This is a genomic window from Nocardiopsis sp. NPDC050513 (assembly GCF_044457925.1).
GTDB lineage: Bacteria > Actinomycetota > Actinomycetes > Streptosporangiales > Streptosporangiaceae > Nocardiopsis.
Genome location: NZ_JBITHK010000014.1, coordinates 15,175 through 35,863 on the forward strand (window position 1 = coordinate 15,175; position 20,689 = coordinate 35,863).

At 73.4% G+C, this 20,689-nt stretch carries 18 protein-coding genes; 11 read left to right on the forward strand and 7 right to left on the reverse strand.

Annotation, left to right across the window (positions count from 1 at the left end; translation table 11 throughout):
- Nucleotides 1-11: 11 nt before the first annotated feature.
- Entirely contained in the window at nucleotides 12-1,265 is a 1,254-nt protein-coding gene (locus tag ACIBFB_RS22280) for a cytochrome P450 (protein WP_397233105.1), read from the reverse strand.
- A 244-nt stretch (nucleotides 1,266-1,509) separates the two neighbouring features.
- Here ACIBFB_RS22280 and ACIBFB_RS22285 point away from each other — a divergent pair, with 244 nt between their 5' ends.
- Nucleotides 1,510-3,315, forward strand: a complete 1,806-nt coding sequence (locus ACIBFB_RS22285; RefSeq protein WP_397233107.1) for a serine/threonine protein kinase — start codon at nucleotides 1,510-1,512, stop codon at nucleotides 3,313-3,315.
- Nucleotides 3,316-3,379: 64 nt separating this feature from the next.
- Here the strand turns inward: ACIBFB_RS22285 and ACIBFB_RS22290 are convergent, their stop codons facing one another.
- The gene (locus ACIBFB_RS22290) at nucleotides 3,380-4,321 is read right to left on the reverse strand and encodes a sucrase ferredoxin (protein WP_397233109.1); all 942 of its coding nucleotides are present in this window, start codon (nucleotides 4,319-4,321) and stop codon (nucleotides 3,380-3,382) included.
- 591 nt (nucleotides 4,322-4,912) lie between these two features.
- On the opposite strand from ACIBFB_RS22290, the gene ACIBFB_RS22295 reads away from it, so the two are divergent.
- A complete protein-coding gene (locus tag ACIBFB_RS22295; protein WP_397233111.1) occupies nucleotides 4,913-5,377 on the forward strand; it encodes a cupredoxin domain-containing protein in 465 nt (154 codons plus the stop codon).
- A gap of 57 nt (nucleotides 5,378-5,434) precedes the next feature.
- On the opposite strand, the gene ACIBFB_RS22300 is transcribed toward ACIBFB_RS22295, so the two are convergent.
- Nucleotides 5,435-6,217, reverse strand: a complete 783-nt coding sequence (locus ACIBFB_RS22300) for an SDR family oxidoreductase (RefSeq protein ID WP_397233113.1) — start codon at nucleotides 6,215-6,217, stop codon at nucleotides 5,435-5,437.
- Between the two features lie 490 nt (nucleotides 6,218-6,707).
- Here ACIBFB_RS22300 and ACIBFB_RS22305 point away from each other — a divergent pair, with 490 nt between their 5' ends.
- From ACIBFB_RS22305 to ACIBFB_RS22320, 4 genes are all read left to right on the forward strand, one after another.
- On the forward strand, nucleotides 6,708-7,664 hold the full coding sequence (locus tag ACIBFB_RS22305) for an ABC transporter substrate-binding protein (protein ID WP_397233115.1): 957 nt from the start codon (nucleotides 6,708-6,710) through the stop codon (nucleotides 7,662-7,664).
- A 140-nt stretch (nucleotides 7,665-7,804) separates the two neighbouring features.
- Nucleotides 7,805-8,659: an ABC transporter permease gene (locus ACIBFB_RS22310; protein WP_397233117.1), complete on the forward strand. Its 855-nt coding sequence runs from the start codon at nucleotides 7,805-7,807 to the stop codon at nucleotides 8,657-8,659.
- A complete protein-coding gene (locus ACIBFB_RS22315) occupies nucleotides 8,656-9,522 on the forward strand; it encodes an ABC transporter permease (protein WP_397233119.1) in 867 nt (288 codons plus the stop codon). Before ACIBFB_RS22310 ends, ACIBFB_RS22315 begins: the two co-directional genes overlap by 4 nt.
- 26 nt (nucleotides 9,523-9,548) lie before the next feature.
- Nucleotides 9,549-10,331 (forward strand): ABC transporter ATP-binding protein, encoded by a 783-nt coding sequence (locus ACIBFB_RS22320; RefSeq protein WP_397233121.1) that lies wholly within the window; start codon nucleotides 9,549-9,551, stop codon nucleotides 10,329-10,331.
- A 280-nt stretch (nucleotides 10,332-10,611) separates the two neighbouring features.
- Here the strand turns inward: ACIBFB_RS22320 and ACIBFB_RS22325 are convergent, their stop codons facing one another.
- Entirely contained in the window at nucleotides 10,612-11,544 is a 933-nt protein-coding gene (locus tag ACIBFB_RS22325; RefSeq protein ID WP_397233123.1) for a LysR family transcriptional regulator, read from the reverse strand.
- A 69-nt stretch (nucleotides 11,545-11,613) separates the two neighbouring features.
- Here ACIBFB_RS22325 and ACIBFB_RS22330 point away from each other — a divergent pair, with 69 nt between their 5' ends.
- From ACIBFB_RS22330 to ACIBFB_RS22340, 3 genes are all read left to right on the forward strand, one after another.
- Nucleotides 11,614-12,843, forward strand: coding sequence for an MFS transporter (locus ACIBFB_RS22330; RefSeq protein WP_397233125.1), 1,230 nt, complete (start codon nucleotides 11,614-11,616; stop codon nucleotides 12,841-12,843).
- A gap of 86 nt (nucleotides 12,844-12,929) precedes the next feature.
- Nucleotides 12,930-13,880, forward strand: coding sequence for a ring-cleaving dioxygenase (locus ACIBFB_RS22335; RefSeq protein ID WP_397233127.1), 951 nt, complete (start codon nucleotides 12,930-12,932; stop codon nucleotides 13,878-13,880).
- Between the two features lie 339 nt (nucleotides 13,881-14,219).
- Nucleotides 14,220-16,355 carry an ATP-binding protein gene (locus tag ACIBFB_RS22340; protein WP_397233129.1) on the forward strand — a complete coding sequence of 712 codons (2,136 nt, stop codon included), beginning with the start codon at nucleotides 14,220-14,222 and terminating at the stop codon, nucleotides 16,353-16,355.
- 363 nt (nucleotides 16,356-16,718) lie between these two features.
- Here the strand turns inward: ACIBFB_RS22340 and ACIBFB_RS22345 are convergent, their stop codons facing one another.
- From ACIBFB_RS22345 to ACIBFB_RS22355, 3 genes are all read right to left on the reverse strand, one after another.
- The gene (locus ACIBFB_RS22345) at nucleotides 16,719-17,939 is read right to left on the reverse strand and encodes a hypothetical protein (protein ID WP_397233131.1); all 1,221 of its coding nucleotides are present in this window, start codon (nucleotides 17,937-17,939) and stop codon (nucleotides 16,719-16,721) included.
- 131 nt (nucleotides 17,940-18,070) lie between these two features.
- Nucleotides 18,071-18,472 (reverse strand): DUF397 domain-containing protein, encoded by a 402-nt coding sequence (locus ACIBFB_RS22350; protein WP_397233133.1) that lies wholly within the window; start codon nucleotides 18,470-18,472, stop codon nucleotides 18,071-18,073.
- Nucleotides 18,462-19,328 carry a helix-turn-helix domain-containing protein gene (locus ACIBFB_RS22355; protein WP_397233135.1) on the reverse strand — a complete coding sequence of 289 codons (867 nt, stop codon included), beginning with the start codon at nucleotides 19,326-19,328 and terminating at the stop codon, nucleotides 18,462-18,464. The genes ACIBFB_RS22350 and ACIBFB_RS22355 overlap by 11 nt, the downstream gene beginning before the upstream one ends.
- Before the next feature lie 299 nt (nucleotides 19,329-19,627).
- Between ACIBFB_RS22355 and ACIBFB_RS22360 the strand changes: the two genes are divergently transcribed.
- Nucleotides 19,628-20,143 (forward strand): ATP-binding protein, encoded by a 516-nt coding sequence (locus ACIBFB_RS22360; protein WP_397233138.1) that lies wholly within the window; start codon nucleotides 19,628-19,630, stop codon nucleotides 20,141-20,143.
- 88 nt (nucleotides 20,144-20,231) lie between these two features.
- On the forward strand, nucleotides 20,232-20,618 hold the full coding sequence (locus ACIBFB_RS22365) for a hypothetical protein (RefSeq protein WP_397233140.1): 387 nt from the start codon (nucleotides 20,232-20,234) through the stop codon (nucleotides 20,616-20,618).
- Nucleotides 20,619-20,689 lie beyond the last annotated feature (71 nt).

Genomic DNA, 20,689 nt, shown 5'->3' on the forward strand with positions numbered 1-20,689 from the left:
CCCCGGCACGGCTACCGCGAACCGGTCGTGACGGGGAAGGCCGACAGCGCCCGCACCGACAGCGTCGGCCGCCGGGTGGGCAGGGCGGCGGGTCTGAGGCCGGGCACCCGTTCGGCGAGGGCCCGCAGGGCGACCTGGCCCTCCAGGCGGGCCAGCGGCGCGCCCAGGCAGTAGTGGGCGCCGCTGGAGAAGGACAGGTGGTCGGCCGCGTCGGCCCGGGTGACGTCGAACCGGTCGGGGTCGGCGAACCGGGCCGGGTCGCGGTTGGCCGACCCGATCAGGCACACCACCTGCTCCCCGCGCGCCACCGGTTCCCCGAGGACGTCCGTGTCCTCCCGGGCCCACCGCGAGGTCACCTGGACGGGGGAGTCGAAGCGCAGGATCTCCTCGACGGCGTCCTCGGCCAGACCGGGGTCGGCGACCAGCCGCTCCCACTGGTCCCGGTGGCGCAGCAGGGCCATCACCCCGTTGCCGACGAGGTTCACCGTCGTCTCGAACCCGGCGACCAGCAGCAGGCGGCACATCGCGGACAGCTCGTCGGACGAGAGCCCGCCGCCGTCGTGCTCGGCGACCAGCGCCGACAGCACGTCCTCACGCGGGTGGGCGCGCCGCTCGTCCGCCATCCGCGCGAACATCGCGTCGAGCTCCTCGGTGGCCGCGCGGATCTCCCGGAGCTGGCGTGCCGACCGCGCCCCGTCCAGGGCGGTCCCGATCACCGTGCCGATCCGCACGAACGCGTCGTCGTCGGTCTCGGAGACCCCCAGGAGCCGGGAGATGACGGCGATCGGCAGCGGCTGGGCGTAGTCGCGCATGAGGTCGAAGTCGCTCCGCTCCAGCGCCGAGTCCAGCAGCGCCTCGGCGATCTTCTCGATCTCGGTGCGGTACCCGGCCACACGGCGCGGCGCGAACGCCGGGCGCGCCGTCTTGCGCAGGCGGGTGTGGTCGGGCGGGTCCCTCTGGAGGAAGGACAGGTCCATCACGTCGTACTGCTCCTGCGGTACGAAGCCCTCCGGGGCCTCGACGCCGAAGGCCCGGTCGGCCAGGACGTGCGCCACGGTCGCGTGCGCGTGCGCGACGCGAAAGCCCAGGCGGGTCCTGGCGAACGGGCCGCCGGCACGCAGCCGGGCGTAGGTGGGGTACGGGTTCTCCCGCCAGGGCCAGTGCAGGAGACGGCTGAAGTGGTCGCCGGTCTGCGCGGCCGACCACGACAGGGCGGTGGCGGCGCGCACACGGGCGTCGAAACGGAGGGAGTCGAGCTTGCGCATGGCAGGTTTCCTCTCGTGACGTACACGACACTAGGCGCGAGGGGCCGTGTCTCTCACCCACCCCCGGGAAAGTGGCCGAACGCGGACGCGGGGGAACTCCGCCGCCGCCCCGGTCGTTGCCGCACCAGCACGGACCGGAACCGTCGGCCGTGCCCGGTTCCCGACCCGTCCCCGGCCCTCGCGCCCCCCTCTAGACTGGGGCCTCCGTGAGCGGCAGAGTCGGAGGTTGAGGACGTTGGGTGCCTTGGACAGCAACGACCCGGAGCGCATCGGTCGCTACCGGTTGATCAGCCGCCTGGGCGCCGGAGGCATGGGGCAGGTCTACCTGGGCCGCTCCGCCGGCGGCCGGGCCGTCGCGATCAAGCGCATCCACCCCCACATGGCCGCCGACGCCTCCTTCCGCCAGCGCTTCGCCCGTGAGGTCACGGCCGCCCGGCAGGTCAGCGGCGCCTTCACCGCTCCCGTCATCGACGCCGGCCCCGAGGACGAGGTGCCCTGGCTGGTCACCTCCTACGTTCCCTCCCTGCCGCTGGACGAGGCCGTGCGCGACCACGGCCCGCTGCCCGAGGCCAGCGTCCGCGTGCTGGCCGCCGGGCTGGCCGAGGCGCTCGCCGAGATCCACCGGGTCGGCCTCATCCACCGCGACCTCAAGCCCGGCAACGTGCTGCTGGCCGAGGACGGCCCCCGGGTCATCGACTTCGGCATCGCGCGCGCCACCGACGGCACCGCCGCCACCCAGTCGGTGATCGGCACCCCGGGCTTCATGAGCCCCGAACAGGTGGAGGGCAAGCCGCTGACGCCCGCCAGCGACCTGTTCGCCTACGGCGCGGTGCTGGCCTTCGCCGCCACCGGCGCCGGACCCTTCGGCGAGGGCGGCATGCCGACGATGGTCATGCGGATCATCAGCGCCGAGCCCGACCTGTCGGCGGTCCCCGAATCGCTGCGCCACCTGGTCGCCGCCTGCCTGTCCAAGGACCCCGCGGGCCGCCCCGGCCCCGGCGAGATCCTCGACCACCTCGGCGACGTGCACGCCGGATCGACCTGGCTGCCCCCGGCCGTCGCGGCGGGGGTCCGCGACCGCGTCGGCGCCGTGAACCAGGCCCTGTCCGCGCCCGGCGGCGCCGGGGCCACCGGAGGCCACCAGCGCACCGAGGTGCTGGGCGCGGGCGGCGCCGCGGGCGCGTTCGGCGACGACCAGGCCACCCGGATCGCTCCGCCCGCGGCGTCCGACGGCGGGGACGCCACGGCCGTGTACGGACAGCAGGGCCACCAGCCCACCCAGCACCTGCCCTCCGCCCCGCCGCCCGCGAGCCCGCCGACCGCCCACTACGGCCAGGGAGCGCACGCCCAGCCGCCCACCGCCCGATTCGACCGACCCGCCGCGCCCGCCCGCGGACAGGGCGGGGCGGGAGACGACGACCCCTACGCCGACCTGTACGGCGGCCACCGCCACGGCACCGACGCCCGTCAGCTCCAGCAGGCCCACGAACGGGCCCAGCGCGAGCGCGAGCGCGCCGAGCAGGAGCACCGGCGTCAGCAGGAGCTGCAGCGGCAGCAGGTCGAGTACCACCAGCAGGAGCAGCGCCGCCAGCACGAGGAACGCCAGCGGCAGCAGCAGGAGGCGCGCCGCCAGAGGGAGGCCGAGGACGCCCACCGCGAGCGCGTGCGCGCCGAACGGCACGCCGCCCAGCGGGCCCAGACCGAGGCCCGCACCGCCAACCAGCCGGGGGTGTGGGGGTTCGTCAAGCTGCTGCCGCTGCTGGTGCTGCCGCTCGTGCAGATCCCGGTCGGCTACGGCGCGGCGCTGGCGTGGTCGTGGTTCACCACCGAGACCGACGTCTGGACGGGCGCGCCCTACTCCTTCGAGCCGCTGAGCATGGACGCGTTCTGGCACGCGACCATGCTCGGGTACTTCCTGTTCAACAACCTGATCTCCGCGGAGTACCTGGTCCGGTCGCTGCGGACGTCCTTCGTCACCGGGTCGGTGCTCGCCCTGGCCGCGATCGCGGCCACCAACGGCCTGCTGTACAGCTTCGGTTTCTGGGGCTGACCGGCCCGAGCCGGGCGGGGAGGCGGGGACCCGGGCCGGGGAAGAGGCCCGGGTCCCGCGCGGTTCAGTGCGCGGCCGTGCCGACGCGGCCCTCGGAGATCTCCGTGACGCGGTGGTGCACGGGCCTACTGGGGGCGATCGCCGAGCAGGTGGTCGCGCACTCCGGGCCCTCCTCGGCGGTCACCGACACCGTGTAGACCCCGCCGCCGTGGCCCAGAGTCACGCGCACGTCGGTGTCGGTGTACTCCTCGTCGAGGTGGGTCACCGCGTCCACGCCCACCGTCCCCAGCCGGGACCGCAGTGCGGCGTCGGCGGCCTGGACGGCGGAGGAGTCGGTGCACCGGCCGCGGTAGTTGTCGGGGACGACGTCGCCGCGCTCGAAGGCGGTCACCGTGCGCACGGCCGACTCCGGGTCCAGTCGGCCGAAGTAATGGCCCTGGGGGAGCGCCACCAGGTTGGCGGCGAACCGGTCGCCGCCGACGTGGGTGGTCTCCCACACCTCGGCGCGGCCCCCGGCCAGCGCGGCGGCCACGGGACGCCCCAGCACCGCGCAGCACGGGTCCTTCTTGGCGTGCGTGCACACCAGGTACAGCGCGTGCTCGACGGGCACGCCGAAGTCCGGCGGCTCGGGCTTCTCCACGGCGGTGACGTCGTACTCCAGCAGTTCGGCCAGGTCCTCGAACTCGACCATGCGCACCCACGGCGAGGTCCGGCTGGTGTGCACGTAGTACGCGCGGCGCGGACCCCGCTCCCCGTCCGGGCGTCGGGTGCCAGGACGCTTGATGAGCTGGGGCTTGACGTCGCGACCGACGATGCGCTCGGCGAGTTTGGAGACGACGGCCTTGTCCAGGCCGGGGCTGGAGAACGCGGGATGGCGCCAGGGGCCGGGGTGTTCGACCAGCAGCCATCCACCGGTGGTGCCCGCCGTGCCGGCGATCTGCTCGCCGGTGTAGCGGGCCAGGGCCGAGCAGCCGCGGCTGCCGTCCGGGGCGGTGGGTAGACGCACGGTCGTCGTTCCAATCGGGTGTGGGGCTCCGACGGGCACACGGGGCGGGCTGTGACGGCACGCCGGGCCGTGTACGTGAAGGTTAGGCTAGCCTATCCAATCCGCTACCCCGGTATGCAACACGGAGTCCCCGAACGTGTCGTTCCGGGGTGTTCGGCGGCCCGTCGGCTCCTCCGGTGGATGCGTCCCCGCGGGAGCGGTGCCGTCCGGACCCCCGGCCGGCGGGGCGGCGGGAGGATCCACCCGCCCTCCGGCGTGCCGAAGGCGTGCCGATCGAAGGAATCTACGTCGTAAAGGCGGCGCCCCGGGTCTCCCTCCGAGCCGAATCCGACCCGGCGTCCCACGCGGTGCGCCCGCGCGTGTGCGCAAGGTCATGTCCGAACATCCTTCTCGGGAAGCTATTTCTATGTAAGTTTTAGGCGCGCTTGACGCGGTCGCGTGCATGCTGGGGGAGTCGCCTCCGGTCGCACACCGCCCATCCGAACCATGGGCCCCGACCGCCCGGCGGCCCGGGCCCTGGCCCCGCCCGGCTCCTCCACGCGACCCCCGTCGGTCCCCTGACCCGATCGCCACCGCAAGGAGATCAGAACGATGCCACGCCCGACCCTCTTCGCCGCCCTGGCCCTCGCCCTCGGCCTCGGGCTCACCGCCTGCTCCGGCGACGGGACCGGCACCGACGCCGCCTCCCAGGACACCGCGGCACAGGAGCAGGCCCCGGCCGACGACACGGGCGCCGACGACACCGCCGCGGACGGCGGCGACGCCCAGGACGGCGACGTCGTGGAGACGGTCGCCGTCACGGCTCAGGAGATGTCCTACACCGGTTTCCCCGAGACCCTGCCCGCGGGCACGATCCGGATCGACTTCGAGAACGCCGGTCAGGCCGGGCACGACCTGGTGGTCGAGGAGCTCGGCGACCAGCAGGTCGTCCCGGTGATCGACGGCGGCACCAGCCAGAGCGCCACCGTCACCCTGGAGCCCGGCACGTACACCTTCTACTGCTCGGTGGGCAGCCACCGGGCGATGGGCATGGAGGTCACCGTCACCGTCGAGTAGGCGGCCCCGGAGACCGACGGATGCCACCCGGGCCCGGGTGGCATCCGTCGGCGCGCCTCAGGCGGAGAACCCGCCGTCGCTGTGCAGCAGCTGCCCGTTGATCCACCCGCCCCGGGGCGAGCACAGGAACTCCACCAGGTCCGCGGTGTCGGCCGGGGTGCCCAGACGGCCCAGCGGCGTGTTCTCCAGGCACGCCGCCTGTACCCGGTCGTCCATCCACCCGGTGTCGACCGGCCCCGGGTTGACGACGTTGGCGGTCACGCCCAGGTGGGCCAGCTCCCGGGCGGCCGCCAGAGTGATGCGGTCCAGGGCCCCCTTGCTCGCCCCGTAGGGCAGGTTGCCGACCGTGTGGTCGCTGGTCAGGGCGACGATCCGCCCGGACCCGTGCGCGCCCCGGAATCGCCGCGCGAACGCGCGGACGAGCAGCCAGGTGGCGCGCGCGTTCACGGCGAAGTGCCGGTCGAAGCTCTCCACGGACGTGTCCAGCAGACCCGAATCGACCGACTCGCAATGGCACATCACCAGCGCCGTGACGTGGCCCAGCCGTCGTTCGACCTCCTCCAGCAGACGGGCCGGCGCCTCGGGGTCGGCCAGGTCGGCCTCCACGGCCACGGCGGCGCCGCCCCAAGCCGCCACGGCCGAGCGGTTGGCCTCCACCGCGCCGGCCTCCACACCCCACGGCATGCGGTCGTCGTAGGAGGACAGGTAGGAGAAGCCGAGATCCCACCCGGCCTCCGCCAGCCGCCGGACGATCCCGGCGCCGATGCCCGCCGTGCGGCCCACCCCCGTGACCAGGGCGACCGGACGGGAGGGCGACGAGGGGGCGGGCACGGTCGTCATGGCTCGCCATCATGGCCCGCTCCCGTGCGGCCTCGCAACCGGATGCGCGGTCGTCCCAGCGCCACCGCCCACCGGACCACGACGCGGAGTCCCGGAAGGCCCGCCTCACCCGGCCGGGTCGAGGATGGGGCTCGGCCCCACCCACCGCGGGTACGCACGCATCAGCGCCACCGCCAGCGGTTCGTACCCACCCCGCACCCGCGCCCGACCAACCCGATCGGGCGCGCGGCGCCGGTCGTTCGTCGTCGGCCCTCTTCGCGGTCGCGGCGCTTCCCCGAAACGGGGTTTCGGGCCCGTCCCCGTGCCTGGGGCCCTGATCCCGCGGGAGTTCGCTTCACGCGCCCGCGACATCGCGAAGTCGTGTGTGATCGGCCACTTGACCAGGTGAGTTGCATCATCTAGATTCATGTTCGCCAGATGAACATTAGTTCGCCATTCGTACAAGACGTTCCGTAGCACCCTCGGCTTCCATCCCCTCCCTGGAGTCCCCATGCGTCACCGCCTGCTCGCCCTGGCCGCCGGTACGGCTCTCCTGGCCACCACCGCCTGCGGCGGCCAGGACTCGCCGTCCCAGGAGGACGGTGAGCTCACCCCACTGACCGCCGGCGTCATCCCGATCGTCGACGTCGCCCCCGTCCACCTCGGCGTCGAGCAGGGCATCTTCGAAGCGCACGGCATCGACCTGACCCTGGAGTCCAGCTCCGGCGGCGCCGCGATCGTCCCCGGCGTGGTCAGCGGCGAATTCGACCTCGGCTTCTCCAACATGGTCTCGCTGATCATCGCCCGCGAGCAGGGCCTGCCCCTGACCACCCTCACCAACGGCGTCACCAGCACCGGTGAACAGGGCGCCGACCTCGGCGGCGTCTTCGTCTCCGGCGACAGCGACATCGAGAGCGCCGCCGACCTGGAGAGCGCCAGGGTCGCCATCAACACCCTCAGCAACATCGGCGACACCACCGTCCGCCAGTCCGTGCGCGTGGCCGGCGGCGACCCCACCGGCATCGAGTTCGTCGAACTGCCCTTCCCCGACATGCCCGCCGCTCTGGAGACCGGACAGGTCGACGCCGTCTGGGCCGTGGAGCCCTTCGGCACGGTGATCCGCCAGGCCGGCGGCCGAGAGATCGCCTCCAACTTCGTCGACACCGACCCCGACCTGAGCGTGGCCGCCTACTTCACCTCCGAACAGCGCCTGGCAGAGGACCCCGAACTCTTCGCCTCCCTCACCGCCGCCCTGGAGGAGTCCCTGGCCTACGCCCAGGACCACCCCGACGCGGTGCGCGAGGTCATGACCAGCTACACCGAGATCGACCAGAGCGTCGTCGACGCGCTCATCCTGCCGCGCTTCCCCTCCGAGATCGACCGCGACTCCGTTCAGACGCTCGCCGACCTCATGCTCGAGGACGGCGTGATCGACGCCGAAGCCGACCTGGATGGCCTCTACCGCTGAGGGCCAGCCCGCACGTACCGCCTCCGGGCGGGCCGCGCATCATCATCCCCGACCCGCGCTGATCCGCTGACCACCGCACCCGCCTCCGGGACGCGGGCTTCTCGCGCCCGCCCCCACCCGATCTGGACGCACCGAATCAGATGACCAAGACAGACACCACCGACGCGCCGCGGGCACCCGGGACGCTCGACCAAGGCCCACCCCCGCGCGGCCCCGCCCGCCCCCGACCCGACCGCGCCCTCCTGGGAACCCTGGGCATCGTCTTCTTCCTTCTGCTGTGGGAGGCCGTACCGCGCCTGGGCGTGGTCTCCGACCGCTACCTGCCGCCCGCCTCCGAGGTCCTGACCGTCCTCGCCCAACGCGCGGCCACGCCCGGCTTCTGGACCGCCGTCGGCGACACGCTCCTCGGGTGGGCCCTGGGCCTGGCCATCGCCTTCGCCGCCGCGACGGTGCTCGGCCTCGCCCTGGGCTCCCTGCCCCGCGTGCGCGCCTTCACCACCTCCACGGTCGACTTCCTGCGCCCCATCCCCTCGGTGGCCCTGATCCCGCTGGCCGTCCTGCTGTACGGCACCGACATCCGGTCCACGCTGCTGCTGGTCGTGTACGCCTGCTTCTGGCTCATCTACATCCAGGTGCTCTACGGCGTCGCCGACGTCGACCCCGTCGCCGAACAGACCGCCCGCTCCTACGGGCTGGGCCGCCTGGCCCGCGTCAGGTACGTCGTGTGGCCCACCACGCTGCCCTACCTCATGACGGGTCTGCGCCTGGCGGCGGCGGTCGCCCTCATCCTGTCCATCACCGCCCAGCTGATCATCGGCTCTCCCGGCATCGGCCAGGAGATCGCCGTCGCCCAGTCCAGCAACGCCGTCGCCTACGTCTACGCCCTCATCGTCGCCACCGGTGTCCTGGGCGTGGTCATCAACACGGGCGTACGCGTCCTGGAACGACGCGTGCTGCGCTGGCACTCGTCCGTCCGCGGGGAGGCCACCCCATGAGCCAGCCCACCCAGACCGCCGCGCCCCCGACCGGGGCCACCCCGCCGCGCGGCCCCGCGCGGCCCCGCCGCGCCACCTCCTCCGCCGCCGCCCGGACGCTCCTGCGCACGGCGCACATCCTGCTGCTGCCCGCGGTCCTCATCGGCCTGTACGCCTACTCCACCGCCACCTCCGGCAGCTTCTACACGCCCACGCCCGACCTCATCGCGGGCGCCTTCGCCGAACTGTGGTTCTCCGAGCGCCTGTTCGTCGACGTCGTCCCCAGCCTCCTCCGCCTGCTGACCGGCTTCACCGTCGCCGCCGTCCTGGGCGTGTCCCTGGGCGTGGTCCTGGGCCTGTCCACCCGCGTGCGCGCCGTCCTCGAACCCGTCCTGGAATTCCTGCGCGCCATCCCGCCGCCGGTCCTCATCCCGCTGATGATCCTGCTCGTGGGCATCGACGACACCATGAAGGTCCTGGTCATCGTCTCCGGCTGCGTGTGGCCCATCCTGCTCAACACCGTCGAGGGCGTCCGCGCGGTCGACCCCGTCCTGGCCGACACCGCCCGCTGCTACGGGCTGCGCACCGGCACCCGGCTGCGCGTGCTCGTCCTGCGCTCGGCCAGTCCCCAGATCATGGCCGGACTGCGCCTCGCCCTGGCCCTGGCCGTCATCCTCATGGTCATCAGCGAGATGTTCGCCAGCTCCAGCGGCGTGGGCTTCACCATCGTCCAGTTCCAACGCACCTTCGCCATCCCCGAGATGTGGGCCGGCATGGTCCTGCTCGGACTCATCGGCTTCGCCCTGACCGCCGTCTTCGAACTCGTCGAGGGACGCGTCCTTCGCTGGTACCGCGGCCTGCGCGCCGCCCACCGCGGCGAGTAGCCCACCACCAAGGAGAACACGCCACCATGCTCAAGGTCACGGGACTGCGCAAGATCTACAACGGGGGAGGGAACGCCGTCGAGGCGGTCCGGGACCTCACCTTCGAACTCGGCGAGGGCGAACTCGCCTGCCTGGTCGGCCCCTCCGGCTGCGGCAAGACCACCCTGCTCAAGTGCATCGCCGGACTCATGCCGCCCACCAGCGGCACCGTCGAACTCGCAGGCGGGAACGTCACCGCCCCGCCGCCCGACATGGCGGTGGTCTTCCAGGAGTACGGACGCAGCCTCTTCGCCTGGATGACCGTGCGCGACAACGTCGAACTGCCCCTGAAGGAGAAGAAACTGCCCAAGCCGCGCCGCCGGGAACTCGTCGCCGAGTCCCTGGAGGCGGTCGGACTCACCGCGTTCGCCGACTCCTACCCCTGGCAGCTCTCCGGCGGCATGCAGCAGCGCGTGGCCATCGCCCGCGCCGTCGCCTACGAGCCCAAGGTCCTGCTCATGGACGAGCCCTTCGCCGCCGTCGACGCCCAGACCCGAGCCGACCTGGAGGACCTCATCCGCGACCTCTGGCAGCGCCTGGGCGTGACGGTCCTGTTCGTCACCCACGACATCGACGAGGCCGTCTACCTCGGCGAACGTGTCCTGGTGCTGTCCTCCTCGCCCACCGTCGTGCAGGACGACATCACCGTCGACCTGCCCGTGGAACGCGACCAGCTGACCACCCGCCAGGACGAGCGCTTCACCGAACTGCGCGCCCGCGTCTACGCCGAGATCCAGCGGGCCAAGAACGGCGCCGCCGCAGCCCGCTAGTCCACGCCGAAGGAGCCCTCTCGCATCACCGGCTCTCTCCCGACCCACCGTTGTCGGAGGGAACGTCCACCGGCACCGCGCGCGGGACCCCGCGTCCCTGGGACTGGAGCTCCGTGCACGCGGTGCCGGTCCGGGCGGGGCCGGACCGGCTGGTGCCGGGGACGGAGGACCGTGCGCCCAGTCGGGGCGGGCGCCCTGAGCCGGGAATCCCCGCATGTCCCCTGGCGGGAGGGAACCCGTCCGAAGGCTCCCTTTCTCCGGGGAGCGGCTCCGCCCCGCCTCAGCCGGTCAGGTCGGGGATGAGGCTCGGACCCACCCGGCGCACGTGCTCGCGGAACAACGCCACCGCCGGGGGCTCGTAGCCGCCTCCGGCCCCCTCCTCCGGCCAGACCACACCGATCGGCCGCGTGGTGTCGGCGCCGCGGATCGCCAGCTCCACCGTCCCGCCCAACGGCCCCCGGGGACGCGCGGGCAGCACCGCCACCCCGAGCCCCGCCGCGACCAGTCCCCGCGCCGTCGCGATGTCGTCGGCCTCGAACGCCACGCGGGGCGTGAACCCCGCGCGGTCGGACAACCGGTCGGTCAGATGGCGCACCCCGCGCCCGGGCTTGAGCAGGATGAACTCGTCCCCGGCCGCCTCCGACACCCGCACCCCGCCCGTCGCCGCGGACAGCGGGTGGTCCTCGGGCACCACCAGCCGCAGCGCCTGCGTGTGCAGCGTCGCCGACGCCAGCCCCGGCCCGGACGGAAGCGGCGAGGTCAGCGCCAGATCCGCGCCGCCCGAGGAGACCCGCCGCAGCGACTGCGCCCACGGCTCCTGGGTCAGCGTGAACCGCACCTCCGGATGCCGTGCACGGAAACCGCGCAGCAGCGCCGGAACCACCTCCACGCCCAGCGTCGGCAGGAAGGTCAGCGCCACCCTCCCCTCCTCGGCGTCGGTCAGCTCCGCCAACCCCGCCCGCAGGTCCTCCAGGGCGCGCCGCACGTGCGGCAGCAACAGCCGACCGGCGCGCGTCAGCCGCACCCCGCGCCCCGTGCGTTCCACCAGTGCCATCCCCAACTCCTCCTGGAGCCGGGCCAGCGCTCGGCTCAGCGTCGGCTGGGGCATGTCCAGCAGCGCGGCGGCCTGGGTGACGTGCTCGGTCTCGGCCACCGCGGCGACCAGGCGCAGCCTCGGTGCCAGAACGCTGACCAGGGCATCGGGAGTACTCATACCTTTCAGTATGGAACAACCACAACACATGCATTGGACGTATGAAACGGGTCTTCCTAGCGTGGAGCCATGTCCGCGACCCGCAGCTCCGTGCCCGTCCACGACGCCCGTCCGCGAGCGGGCACCCGTGCCTACCGGCGCACGGTCGTGGCCATGGTCGCCGCCGCCGTGGCCACCTTCGCCCAGCTGTGGTCCGTCCAGCCGATCCTGCCCGCCATCGCCGCCGGTTTCAACGCCTCCGCCGCCGAGGCGGCGCTGGTCGCGTCCCTGGCCACCGGCGGGCTGGCAGGGTTCACGCTCGTGTGGAGCGGGGCCGCCGACCGGATCGGCCGAGGCCGCGTCATCGCCCTCTCCCTGTGCGCGGCCACCCTCATTGGCGGCCTGGCGCCCCTGGCCGCCGACCTGCCGGTCCTGCTGGCCTTGCGCACCCTTCAGGGGGCGGCCCTGGGCGGCGTGCCCGCGGCCGCCGTCGCCTACCTCGCCGAGGAGATCCACCCCGTCGACGCCCCGCGCGCCACCGGGCTGTACATCGCGGGCAACCCCCTGGGCGGCATGGGCGGGCGCCTGCTGGCCGGGTTCGCGGCCGACCTGGGCGGCTGGCAGTGGGGGATCGCGGCCAACACCCTGCTCGGCGCGGTCGGACTGGTGGTGTTCGTGCTGGTCCTGCCGCGGCGGCGCGACTCCGGCGGGCCCGCGTCCGACCGCGGCGCCAGGCCCCGGCCGCGCGGACGGCTGCGCGCCGCGCTCACCACACGGGGGCTGCCCGCCCTCTACGCCCAGGCGCTGCTGCTCATGGGCGCGTTCATGACCGTCTACAACCTGCTCGGGTTCCGGCTCGTCCAGGAGCCCTTCGGGCTGTCCCAGTCGACGGCCTCCCTGCTGTTCCTCGCCTACACCGCGGGGATGCTCGGTTCGGCCGTGGCGGGCGCGGCCACCGTCCGGTGGGGCGGGTACGCGGTGCTGCTGGCCGCCACCGCGCTCATGGCGGTCGGACTGTGCGGCCTGGTCACCACGTCCCTGGCCGCGCTGGCCGCCACCCTGCTGGTGATGACCTTCGCGTTCTTCGCCGCGCACGCCACCGCCTCGGCGTGGGTCGGCCGCCGGGCGACGGCCGGGAGGGCGCAGGCCATGGCCGTGTACACGCTCGCCTACTACCTGGGAGCGAGCCTGTTCAGCTGGTGCGGCGGAGTGGTCTACGACGCCGCGGGCTGGCACGGCGCGGTGGTCTACGCGCTGGCCCTGTGCGCGCTCGCCGCGCTGGCGGGCCTGCGCCTGCGCCGTCTGCCCGACCGTCCCTGAACCCGGAGGTTTGCGGACGCCCGCGGAGGGCAGGTCCTTCCCCGGAGTTTTGTTCAAAATTCAACTACGTGTCGGAAGGCGACGGAATGAACGTGCGCCCCACGGGCCTGCACCACGTGACCGCGATCGCGACCGATCCCCGCGCCAACGCGGACTTCTACCGCGACGTGCTCGGTCTGCGCCTGGTCAAGCGCACGGTGAACTTCGACCGACCCGACACCTACCACCTGTACTACGGCGACCGGGCGGGCAACCCCGGCACCGTCCTGACCTTCTTCCCCTGGCCCGACGCCCCGCCGGGCCGCGCGGGGACGGGACAGGCCACCACCACGACGCTGTCCGTGCCCGAGGGGGCGCTGGGCTGGTGGGCCGACCACCTGGCCGCCCTGAACGTGGACGCCACCCGCCCCACCGAGCGCGCCGAGGAGGACGTCCTCACGCTGCGCGACCCCGACGGCCTGCTCATCGAACTCGCCGCCAACGCCGACCCCCACGACACCGACCCCTGGGACGGGGGCGCGGTGCCGGTCGAGCGCGCCGTCCAGGGCATCCGCTCGGTCACGCTGACCGAGCGGGACGCGGAGGAGACCGCGCGCATGCTCGGCGACCAGCTCGGCTTCCGGCTCGTCGACGAGTCCGGGGACCGCTTGCGCTTCCGCACCGGCGCGGCCGCCCCCGGAGTGGGCACCATCGTCGACGTCGTGGCCGCGCCCGGGGCCGAGCGCGGCCTGGTCGCGGCCGGAAGCGTCCACCACGTGGCCTACCGGGCTCCCGACCGTGCCGCCCAGGACGCCTGGCGGCTGGCCCTGACGCGGGAGGGGGTGGACGTCACCGAGGTCCGCGACCGCTGCTACTTCACGTCCGTCTACTTCAACGAGCCCGGCGGCGCGCTGCTGGAGATCGCCACCGACGGGCCCGGCTTCGACGTCGACGAACCGCTGCTCGAACTGGGCCGCGCCCTGCGGCTGCCGCCCTGGCTGGAGCCGGACCGCGCGAGGATCGAGCGGCACCTGCCGCGCATGGGGGAGACGCGGTGACGCCGCAGGCGCGCCCGGTCTGACCGCGTCCGCGAACCGCGGTGGCGTCCCCTGCCCCGGGCGTCACCGCTCCTGCCCGTGCCGACGGCTCAGCGGCCGGCGCCGGGCGGTTCGTCCTCGGCCCACACGTGTGCGCCCGCACCCGGTTCGCCCGTGGCAGTCAGTGAATCTACAACGTAAAGGCGGCTCGGTTCACCACCGCCGTCCTGCCCCTTCGCGTTCACCCCGCCACCAACCGTGTAGAACCCTCCCGCCACGGGAACGTCAGGCATCGAACACTCCCGCGCCGACCCCGCACGAACGGGGACGAACCCTCGACGACCCCCAGTGCGAGGCCCCATGGACACCCACCCCCAGCACCCCGACCCCGCGCGCGTCACGCACAACCAGGCCGACGCCGCCTCGCACTCCAACATCGTCCAGAGCGGCGCCATCCACGGCGGCGTCCACTTCCACGCGCCCCGCACCGGTACCGCCGTCCCCCGCCAACTGCCGCCCCCTCCCGCCGACTTCACCGACCGGACCCGCGAACTGGCCGAACTCGCCTGCGCCCCGCACCACGACACCGACCTGTCCGTCCTCGTCGGCACCGGGGGAGTGGGCAAGACCGCGCTCGCCGCGCACTTCCTCGCCCAGCACGCGGACCAGCACCCCGACGGCCAGCTCTACGCCGACCTCGCGGGCTTCACCGACGCCGCCGCGCCCGCCGACCCCGCCGCCGTGCTGGACGGATTCCTCCGCGCGCTCGGCGTCCCGGCCCGCCAGATCCCCCAGGGCCTCGAACCCCGTGCCGCCGAGTTCCGCACCCGCACCCACGGAAAGCGGCTCGCACTCCTGCTGGACAACGCCGTCTCACCCGCACAGGTCCGCACCCTCCTCCCCGGAGCGGGCGCACACCGGGTCGTCGTCACCACCCGCCTGCACCTGCTCGGCCTCGTCCCCCACGGCGCCCGCTTCGTGCACGTACACCCCCTCGACCACCAGGCCGCCGTCGAGCTTCTCCACACACTGCTCAGCGGCCACCGCGACGACCTCTCCGGATCCACCTCGCGCAGACTCGCCGACCTGTGCGGCCGCCTCCCGATCGCCCTGCGCGCCGCCGCCGGACGACTGCGCCTGCGCCCCGGCCGCTCCGCCCAACGCGTCGTCGACGAACTCTCCGACGAACACCGCCGCCTGTCCGCCCTCAGCACCGACCGGGACAGCTCCGTGACCGCCGTCTTCGACGCCTCCTACACCGCCCTGCCCGACGACGTCGCCCGCCTCTACCGCCTCCTCGGCCTCCACCCGGGACCCGCCATCACCCTGGACGCGGCGATCGCGCTGGACGGCGGCGACCCCTACGAGACCGAGGACCGCGTCGAGGCCCTCCTCGACGCCAACCTCCTCCAGGAGGACGCCGACGGCCGGCACCGTCTGCACGACCTCGTCCGCGACCACGCCCGCGCCAAGGCTCACAGCGACGAACCCGAGCCCCGGCGCGCGGCGGCCCTCGACCGGCTCGTGGACCGCTACCTGCGCACGGCCACCGCCGCCGACCTGGCCCTCAACCCCCACCGGTGGCACCTGGGACCCCTGTTCGCCGAGGCCGCGAACACCCCCTCGCCCTTCCCCGACCGCGACGGCGCACTGGCCTGGCTGGAGGCCGAACTCCCCGTCCTGCGGTCCCTGGTCCGGCTGTGCCACGACACCGGTCGGCACCAGGCCGCGTGGCAGCTGTGCGAAGCCCTGTGGGCCCTGTTCACCCTCCGCCAGCACTTCGAGGCCTGGACCGAGACGCACGGTCTGGCCCTGGCTTCGGCCGAGGCGGCCGGAGACCCGGCCCCGATCGCCCGGACTCTGCTCGCCCTCGCCAACGCCCACCTCAAGCTCCACCGCACCGACCAGGCCCTCGACGAGTACACGCGCGCGCTCGAACTGTGGGAGGCGATCGGCCACCGGCTCGGCCAGGGCACCTCCCTGGAGAACCTGGGCACCCTCGCCCTCATCGCCGGGGACCACCGACGGGCGGTCGCCCACTACGGCCGGGCCCGGCGGATCTTCGCCGAGGAGGGCGTGGAGCGGGGCGTCGCACTGATGGACCGCCACCTCGGCGACGCCCACCGCGAACTCGGCGCCCCTGACACCGCCCTGGACCACTTCGCCCGCGCCCACCGGTACTTCACCGGCACCGGCGACGACTACATGACCCTGCGCACCCTCATCGGCCAGGGCATGACGCACCTGCGCGAGGAAGACGAACCTCGCGCACGCGCGTCGCTCGTCGAGGCGCTGGCGGTCGCGCGGCGCTGCGGCGCGCGCCTGGAGGAGGCGCGCGCCCACACACTGCTCGCCGACCTCGCCCGGCTCAGGCGGCACGACCCGGACGAGCGCGACCATCTGCGGCGCGCACTCGCCATCCATACCGAACTGGGCGCCCCCCAAGCCGCAGAGACAACACTCCGTCTGCGGCGGGCGGGCGGTCCCACGCCCTGACCGCCGCCCGCACCACCGCCGCCGGGCCCTCTCCGACCCCGCCGAGCACGCCCACCGTGTGCAGCAGGGACAGAACGAGGGCCACCCGCTCCTCGGGGACCGCGGCCGGCACGGCGGCCCCACCGCCCTCCGCGACGGCGACCTCCCAGACCCGCTCACCCCGCACCGCCGCCGCACGGCATCCGGGGAAACGGGCCAGCAGAGCGGTCGCACCGCCGGGCACCGTCCCCGACCCGTCGGTGACGACGTCCGCCAGACCCCTCGCGTGGTCGTCGGCGCCCGTCGCCGCCCACACGAGGTCGTCTGTGGCCACCGTGGCCGGACGTCCCGGCGTGGACAGCCGCGCGCGCACGAACCGGACGCCTACCACCGCTGCTCCCGCACGAGCAGGGACGGCGACAGGACCGGAGGCGGCACGGGCGGCGCGACGGCGGGCCGCTCCGGCTCGGGCAGGTCCATGAGCCGGTACACCGCCTCGCGCAGCAGCCGGGCCGCGTCCCCGGGCGCGGAGGTGAGCATCGAGGCGAACCACTCCCCGCGCTCGGGCACGTGCTCCTCCGCGCAGGCGCGCACCTGCGGCAGGAACGGGCGCCCGGCGTCCAGCCGGGGCACGGCCCTGCCGAGCAGGTCGGTGTGCGAGGCCGGTACGACGTCCTCGTCCGGGAACTGCGCGAGCAGGACCGGCCGCCCGGCCGCCGCCGCGTAGTAGGTCACGCTGCCGTGGTCCCCGATGACCGTGTCGCACGCGGCGATCGCCGCGTGCCAGCCGCCCTCCGGCGGCAGGAGTCCGACCGCGTCGCCCATCCACGCCCGCACCTGCCGGTGTCCGTGCACGGCGTGCACCCCCGGATGCACCGCCGTGACCACACGCGCGCCGTGCGGGGCGAGTTCCGCCGCGAGCCGGCCCGGGAGATCGGGCATGCGGCCCAGGAGCGAGTGCGACCACCACGTGGACGAGACGAACACCAGCGTCTGCCCCTCCGCCACGCCCAGCGCGCGACGGTAACCCTCGCGCTCGGGCAGGCCCGCCAGGACGCGGTCGAAGGTGGGGTCGCCGACCACGTGGGCGACCTCCACTGCCTGGGGGACGTGCCGGGCCAGGACCGACCGCTGCCGGTGGTGGGGGACGCCGATCATCGCGGGCACGACCCTGCCCTGGAAGACCAGCCCGGACAGGGACGACCCGATGACCTCCCGCGGCGCCTCGGGGCCGTCACCGGAGTGTCGCGCGCGCAGCTTGCCCGGGCCGGCGCCGTGTTCGAGGGTCAGGACGGGGGCGTCGAGCTGTTCGAGGCCGCCCAGGCTCGCGGCGACGGCCAGGTCGAAGCGGCGCGACGTCGCCCGCTCCCAGTCGAGCACGGCCGCGCCCAGCCGGTCGACGTACTGGGCGCCGCTCCGCGCCGCGCGGGAGAACGGGGGAACGGTGAAGACGACCTGCACCCGGGGGTCGGACTCGAACAGGGGCAGCACGTCGGCCAGGCGGGTCGCGGCGGTCAGGTGGTGGACGACGACCAGGACGGTGCGGTCGGTGCGCCAGGTGGCCTGGAAGTCGGCCCTCCGGTCGCGCTGACGGATGCCGTTCATCCGTGCTCCTCTCTTCAGAGATCGGAGCACGAGCGTCACCCGGAGGACGTGACGAACCGCCTGCACGGGACCTGACATCGGCCTGCGATTCGTATGACGCATCGCCTGCACCCGACAGGTCCCTGGTCGGGTCAGCCGACGAGGACGCCGCGCGGGTGGCCGCTGTGGAGTTCACCGGCGTCGACGCCGAGTTTGAAGGCGTCCCATTCGGGCTGGGTGAAGACGAGCACGGGGGAGTGGGGAGTGGTGGTGTCGGTGAGGGTGAAGCCGCCGTGGGGAAGGAAGGTGGGGCGCAGGCGTCTGTAGTCGGTTCGGCCGGTGGCGACCTGGGTGAGGAAGTGGTCCCAGTCGGTGTCGGGGACGGTGAGGGTGGGTCCGTCGGGGTTCTTGGTGTCACCGATCTCGACCATGCCCGCGCGCGGAACCCGCACCTGGACGCAGCCCTGGGCGCTGGTACTCGCGCTCGACTTCACCCATCGTGTCGCTGTCTGCTCGTAGGACTGGGTATTGGGAGCGTCGTCTTCAGGATGCACGGGTGTCCTCCAGAGCGGCCTCGACGAGCCGGGTCGACTCCCTCTTCGAGAGCGCGTCGGCGACGAGATTGTCGTAGAGGAGCTTACAGCGGCGTAGATCCCGGGTTTTCTCCAGTGTCAGGTTGCCTCCGTGGCTGTCCACGTAGATCACTTCGGGGGAGGAGGGTTCGAACTCCAGGATGCTGAACGAGCCCGCGAGCCCCGCGTGGGCTCCCACGGCGGTCGGGATGATCTGGACGGTGACGTTGGGCAGGTCCGCGGCGACCGTGAGCAGGTGGCGCAGCTGTTCGGTGAGAACCTGAGCGCCGCCTACGGGTCGGTGCAGCACGACCTCTTCGAGGACCACCCAGAACCGCAACGGATCGTGTTCCCGGGTGAGAAGTTCCTGGCGGCGCATACGCAGGTCGACGAGGAGTTCGATGTCATCGGGGTGCTCGGCCGGGTTTCCGGCGGTCAGGACGGCGTGGGCGTAGTCCCGTGTCTGGAGGAGGCCGTGGACGAGGCTGGGCTCGTACGCCCGCAGGGCCGTGGCGTCGGACTCCAGACCCACGTAGGTCTCGAACTTGGGCGGTAGGACGCTCTCGTAGGACTCGTACCACCCCTTGCGCCGCGCTTCGTCAGCGAGCTGGAGCAGGACCTCCCGGTGCTCGTCGGTCACCTGGTAGAGATCCATGAGCATCGTCAGCTCAGGGTGGGTGGGGACGACCTTGCCGCCCTCCACCCGGTAGATCTTCGGCGAGCGCACACGAAGCTGCTTGGCGACCTGCTCACCAGTGAGGTCACAGCCCTCCCGGAGCTGGCGGAGCAGTATCCCCAGCTTGCGGCGGCTGGCCGCCGGGGCGTGGCGTTCGGGCATGGGCGCCCTCCCATCCTCATTGGCTCGGGCCTGGCTCAGGTCGACGTTCATTGTCTCGCACACTCTACGCATCTTCTCAAAAATATTTCTGAGAGAAGGTTGCAGAAAATATTCTACGCGCTCATCATGGTGGCAACCGCGATCGTGCTCATCCCTTGACCCAGAGTCACGATGCCCTGAGCTGTCCTTGCCCGCCGCGACGGGGCATCCGCGCGTTCGCAGCCCGGGTGAGCCCTCGGCTGGTGATCAGTGCGTTCGCGGTAGCCGGATGAACTCCAACCCCTGTGCGGAGGTACCTGATGCGCGACTTCGACATCCCGCCACCGAGGCGGTCGCGAGACGAGCGGCCGACCACCCCGGTGGACCTGCCCCGTAGGGTCCCCGAGCAGCGCGCGGGCGTGCGCACCGCCTACTTCGGCGGGACCCGCGACCAGGTGGCCCGGGTGCGCAGTTGGTGCCGGTGCGGCATGCGCATGCCCGCGCACCGGGCGTTCCCCATCCTGCTGGTGGTCAGCGAACTGGTCACCAACGCGGTGGTGCACACCGCCTCGGGCGGCCCTTGCGGACGGGTCAGGGTCTCGATGGAGACGCTGCCGGGTCAGGTCGTCCTGGTCGGAGTGACCGACGACGGCCCTCGCGCTCAGTTCCCGGTCACGGTTCCCGCCCCCGCAGACCGCGTCGACGACGCGGACCCGAACGGGCGCGGGCTGCGTCTGGTGGCCGCGCTGGCGGAGAAGTGGTGGTGGACCGGATGCCCTGGCGGCCCGCTGACCGTGTGGGCGCTGGTCGACCCCCACCGCGACCCGGCCGCCTGACGGCGGCGGACACGAAAACGCCCCGATCGGTGCTCGGATCCACCGAGCCGGGGCGGGATCAACCACCTGAACAGGCAGGAGGACGATCGTGCAACACACCGTCGGCCGCCACCGCAGGCCGCACCGAACCGTCGCCGGCCGACTCCGGTCCGTCCTCGCCGCGGTCCTGGCCCAGGCGCTGGCGTTCGTGTTCCTTCCGGACCCGCCCAGGCGCGCACCGGTCGCGACCGCTCCGCCGCCCGACCCTCCTCGGCCCCCGGTACCGCCTGCCGCGACGGGCGAGTCCACGGCCTGGGACACGGGCGACCCCGACGAGGTCGGCGGCGCGCTCGTCCGGCCCTACCTGTCACGGTCGCCGGTGCCCCGGCCCCGGCTCCCGGAAGGTGACCTGCTGGCGCGGTCCCCGGGCGGGCCCACCGGCGACCTGGGCGACCTGGCCGCGGCCGTCCGCGCCTACCTCGACACCGTCGGCTGATGCTCCGGGGGCAGGACCACCGATCGGGAGGAGTGGACCGTTCACCGGTCGACCCCGGCGTGGGGGGGGGG

Bases quoted from the DNA above. Each gene is read 5' to 3' on its own strand.
- ACIBFB_RS22280 (WP_397233105.1), bottom strand. From the start codon at position 1,265: ATGCGCAAGCTCGACTCCCTCCGTTTCGACGCCCGTGTGCGCGCCGCC.
- ACIBFB_RS22295 (WP_397233111.1), top strand. From the start codon at position 4,913: ATGCCACGCCCGACCCTCTTCGCCGCCCTGGCCCTCGCCCTCGGCCTC.
- ACIBFB_RS22300 (WP_397233113.1), bottom strand. From the start codon at position 6,217: ATGACGACCGTGCCCGCCCCCTCGTCGCCCTCCCGTCCGGTCGCCCTG.
- ACIBFB_RS22305 (WP_397233115.1), top strand. From the start codon at position 6,708: ATGCGTCACCGCCTGCTCGCCCTGGCCGCCGGTACGGCTCTCCTGGCC.
- ACIBFB_RS22310 (WP_397233117.1), top strand. From the start codon at position 7,805: ATGACCAAGACAGACACCACCGACGCGCCGCGGGCACCCGGGACGCTC.
- ACIBFB_RS22315 (WP_397233119.1), top strand. From the start codon at position 8,656: ATGAGCCAGCCCACCCAGACCGCCGCGCCCCCGACCGGGGCCACCCCG.
- ACIBFB_RS22320 (WP_397233121.1), top strand. From the start codon at position 9,549: ATGCTCAAGGTCACGGGACTGCGCAAGATCTACAACGGGGGAGGGAAC.
- ACIBFB_RS22325 (WP_397233123.1), bottom strand. From the start codon at position 11,544: ATGAGTACTCCCGATGCCCTGGTCAGCGTTCTGGCACCGAGGCTGCGC.
- ACIBFB_RS22330 (WP_397233125.1), top strand. From the start codon at position 11,614: ATGTCCGCGACCCGCAGCTCCGTGCCCGTCCACGACGCCCGTCCGCGA.
- ACIBFB_RS22335 (WP_397233127.1), top strand. From the start codon at position 12,930: ATGAACGTGCGCCCCACGGGCCTGCACCACGTGACCGCGATCGCGACC.
- ACIBFB_RS22340 (WP_397233129.1), top strand. From the start codon at position 14,220: ATGGACACCCACCCCCAGCACCCCGACCCCGCGCGCGTCACGCACAAC.
- ACIBFB_RS22345 (WP_397233131.1), bottom strand. From the start codon at position 17,939: ATGAACGGCATCCGTCAGCGCGACCGGAGGGCCGACTTCCAGGCCACC.
- ACIBFB_RS22355 (WP_397233135.1), bottom strand. From the start codon at position 19,328: ATGCCCGAACGCCACGCCCCGGCGGCCAGCCGCCGCAAGCTGGGGATA.
- ACIBFB_RS22360 (WP_397233138.1), top strand. From the start codon at position 19,628: ATGCGCGACTTCGACATCCCGCCACCGAGGCGGTCGCGAGACGAGCGG.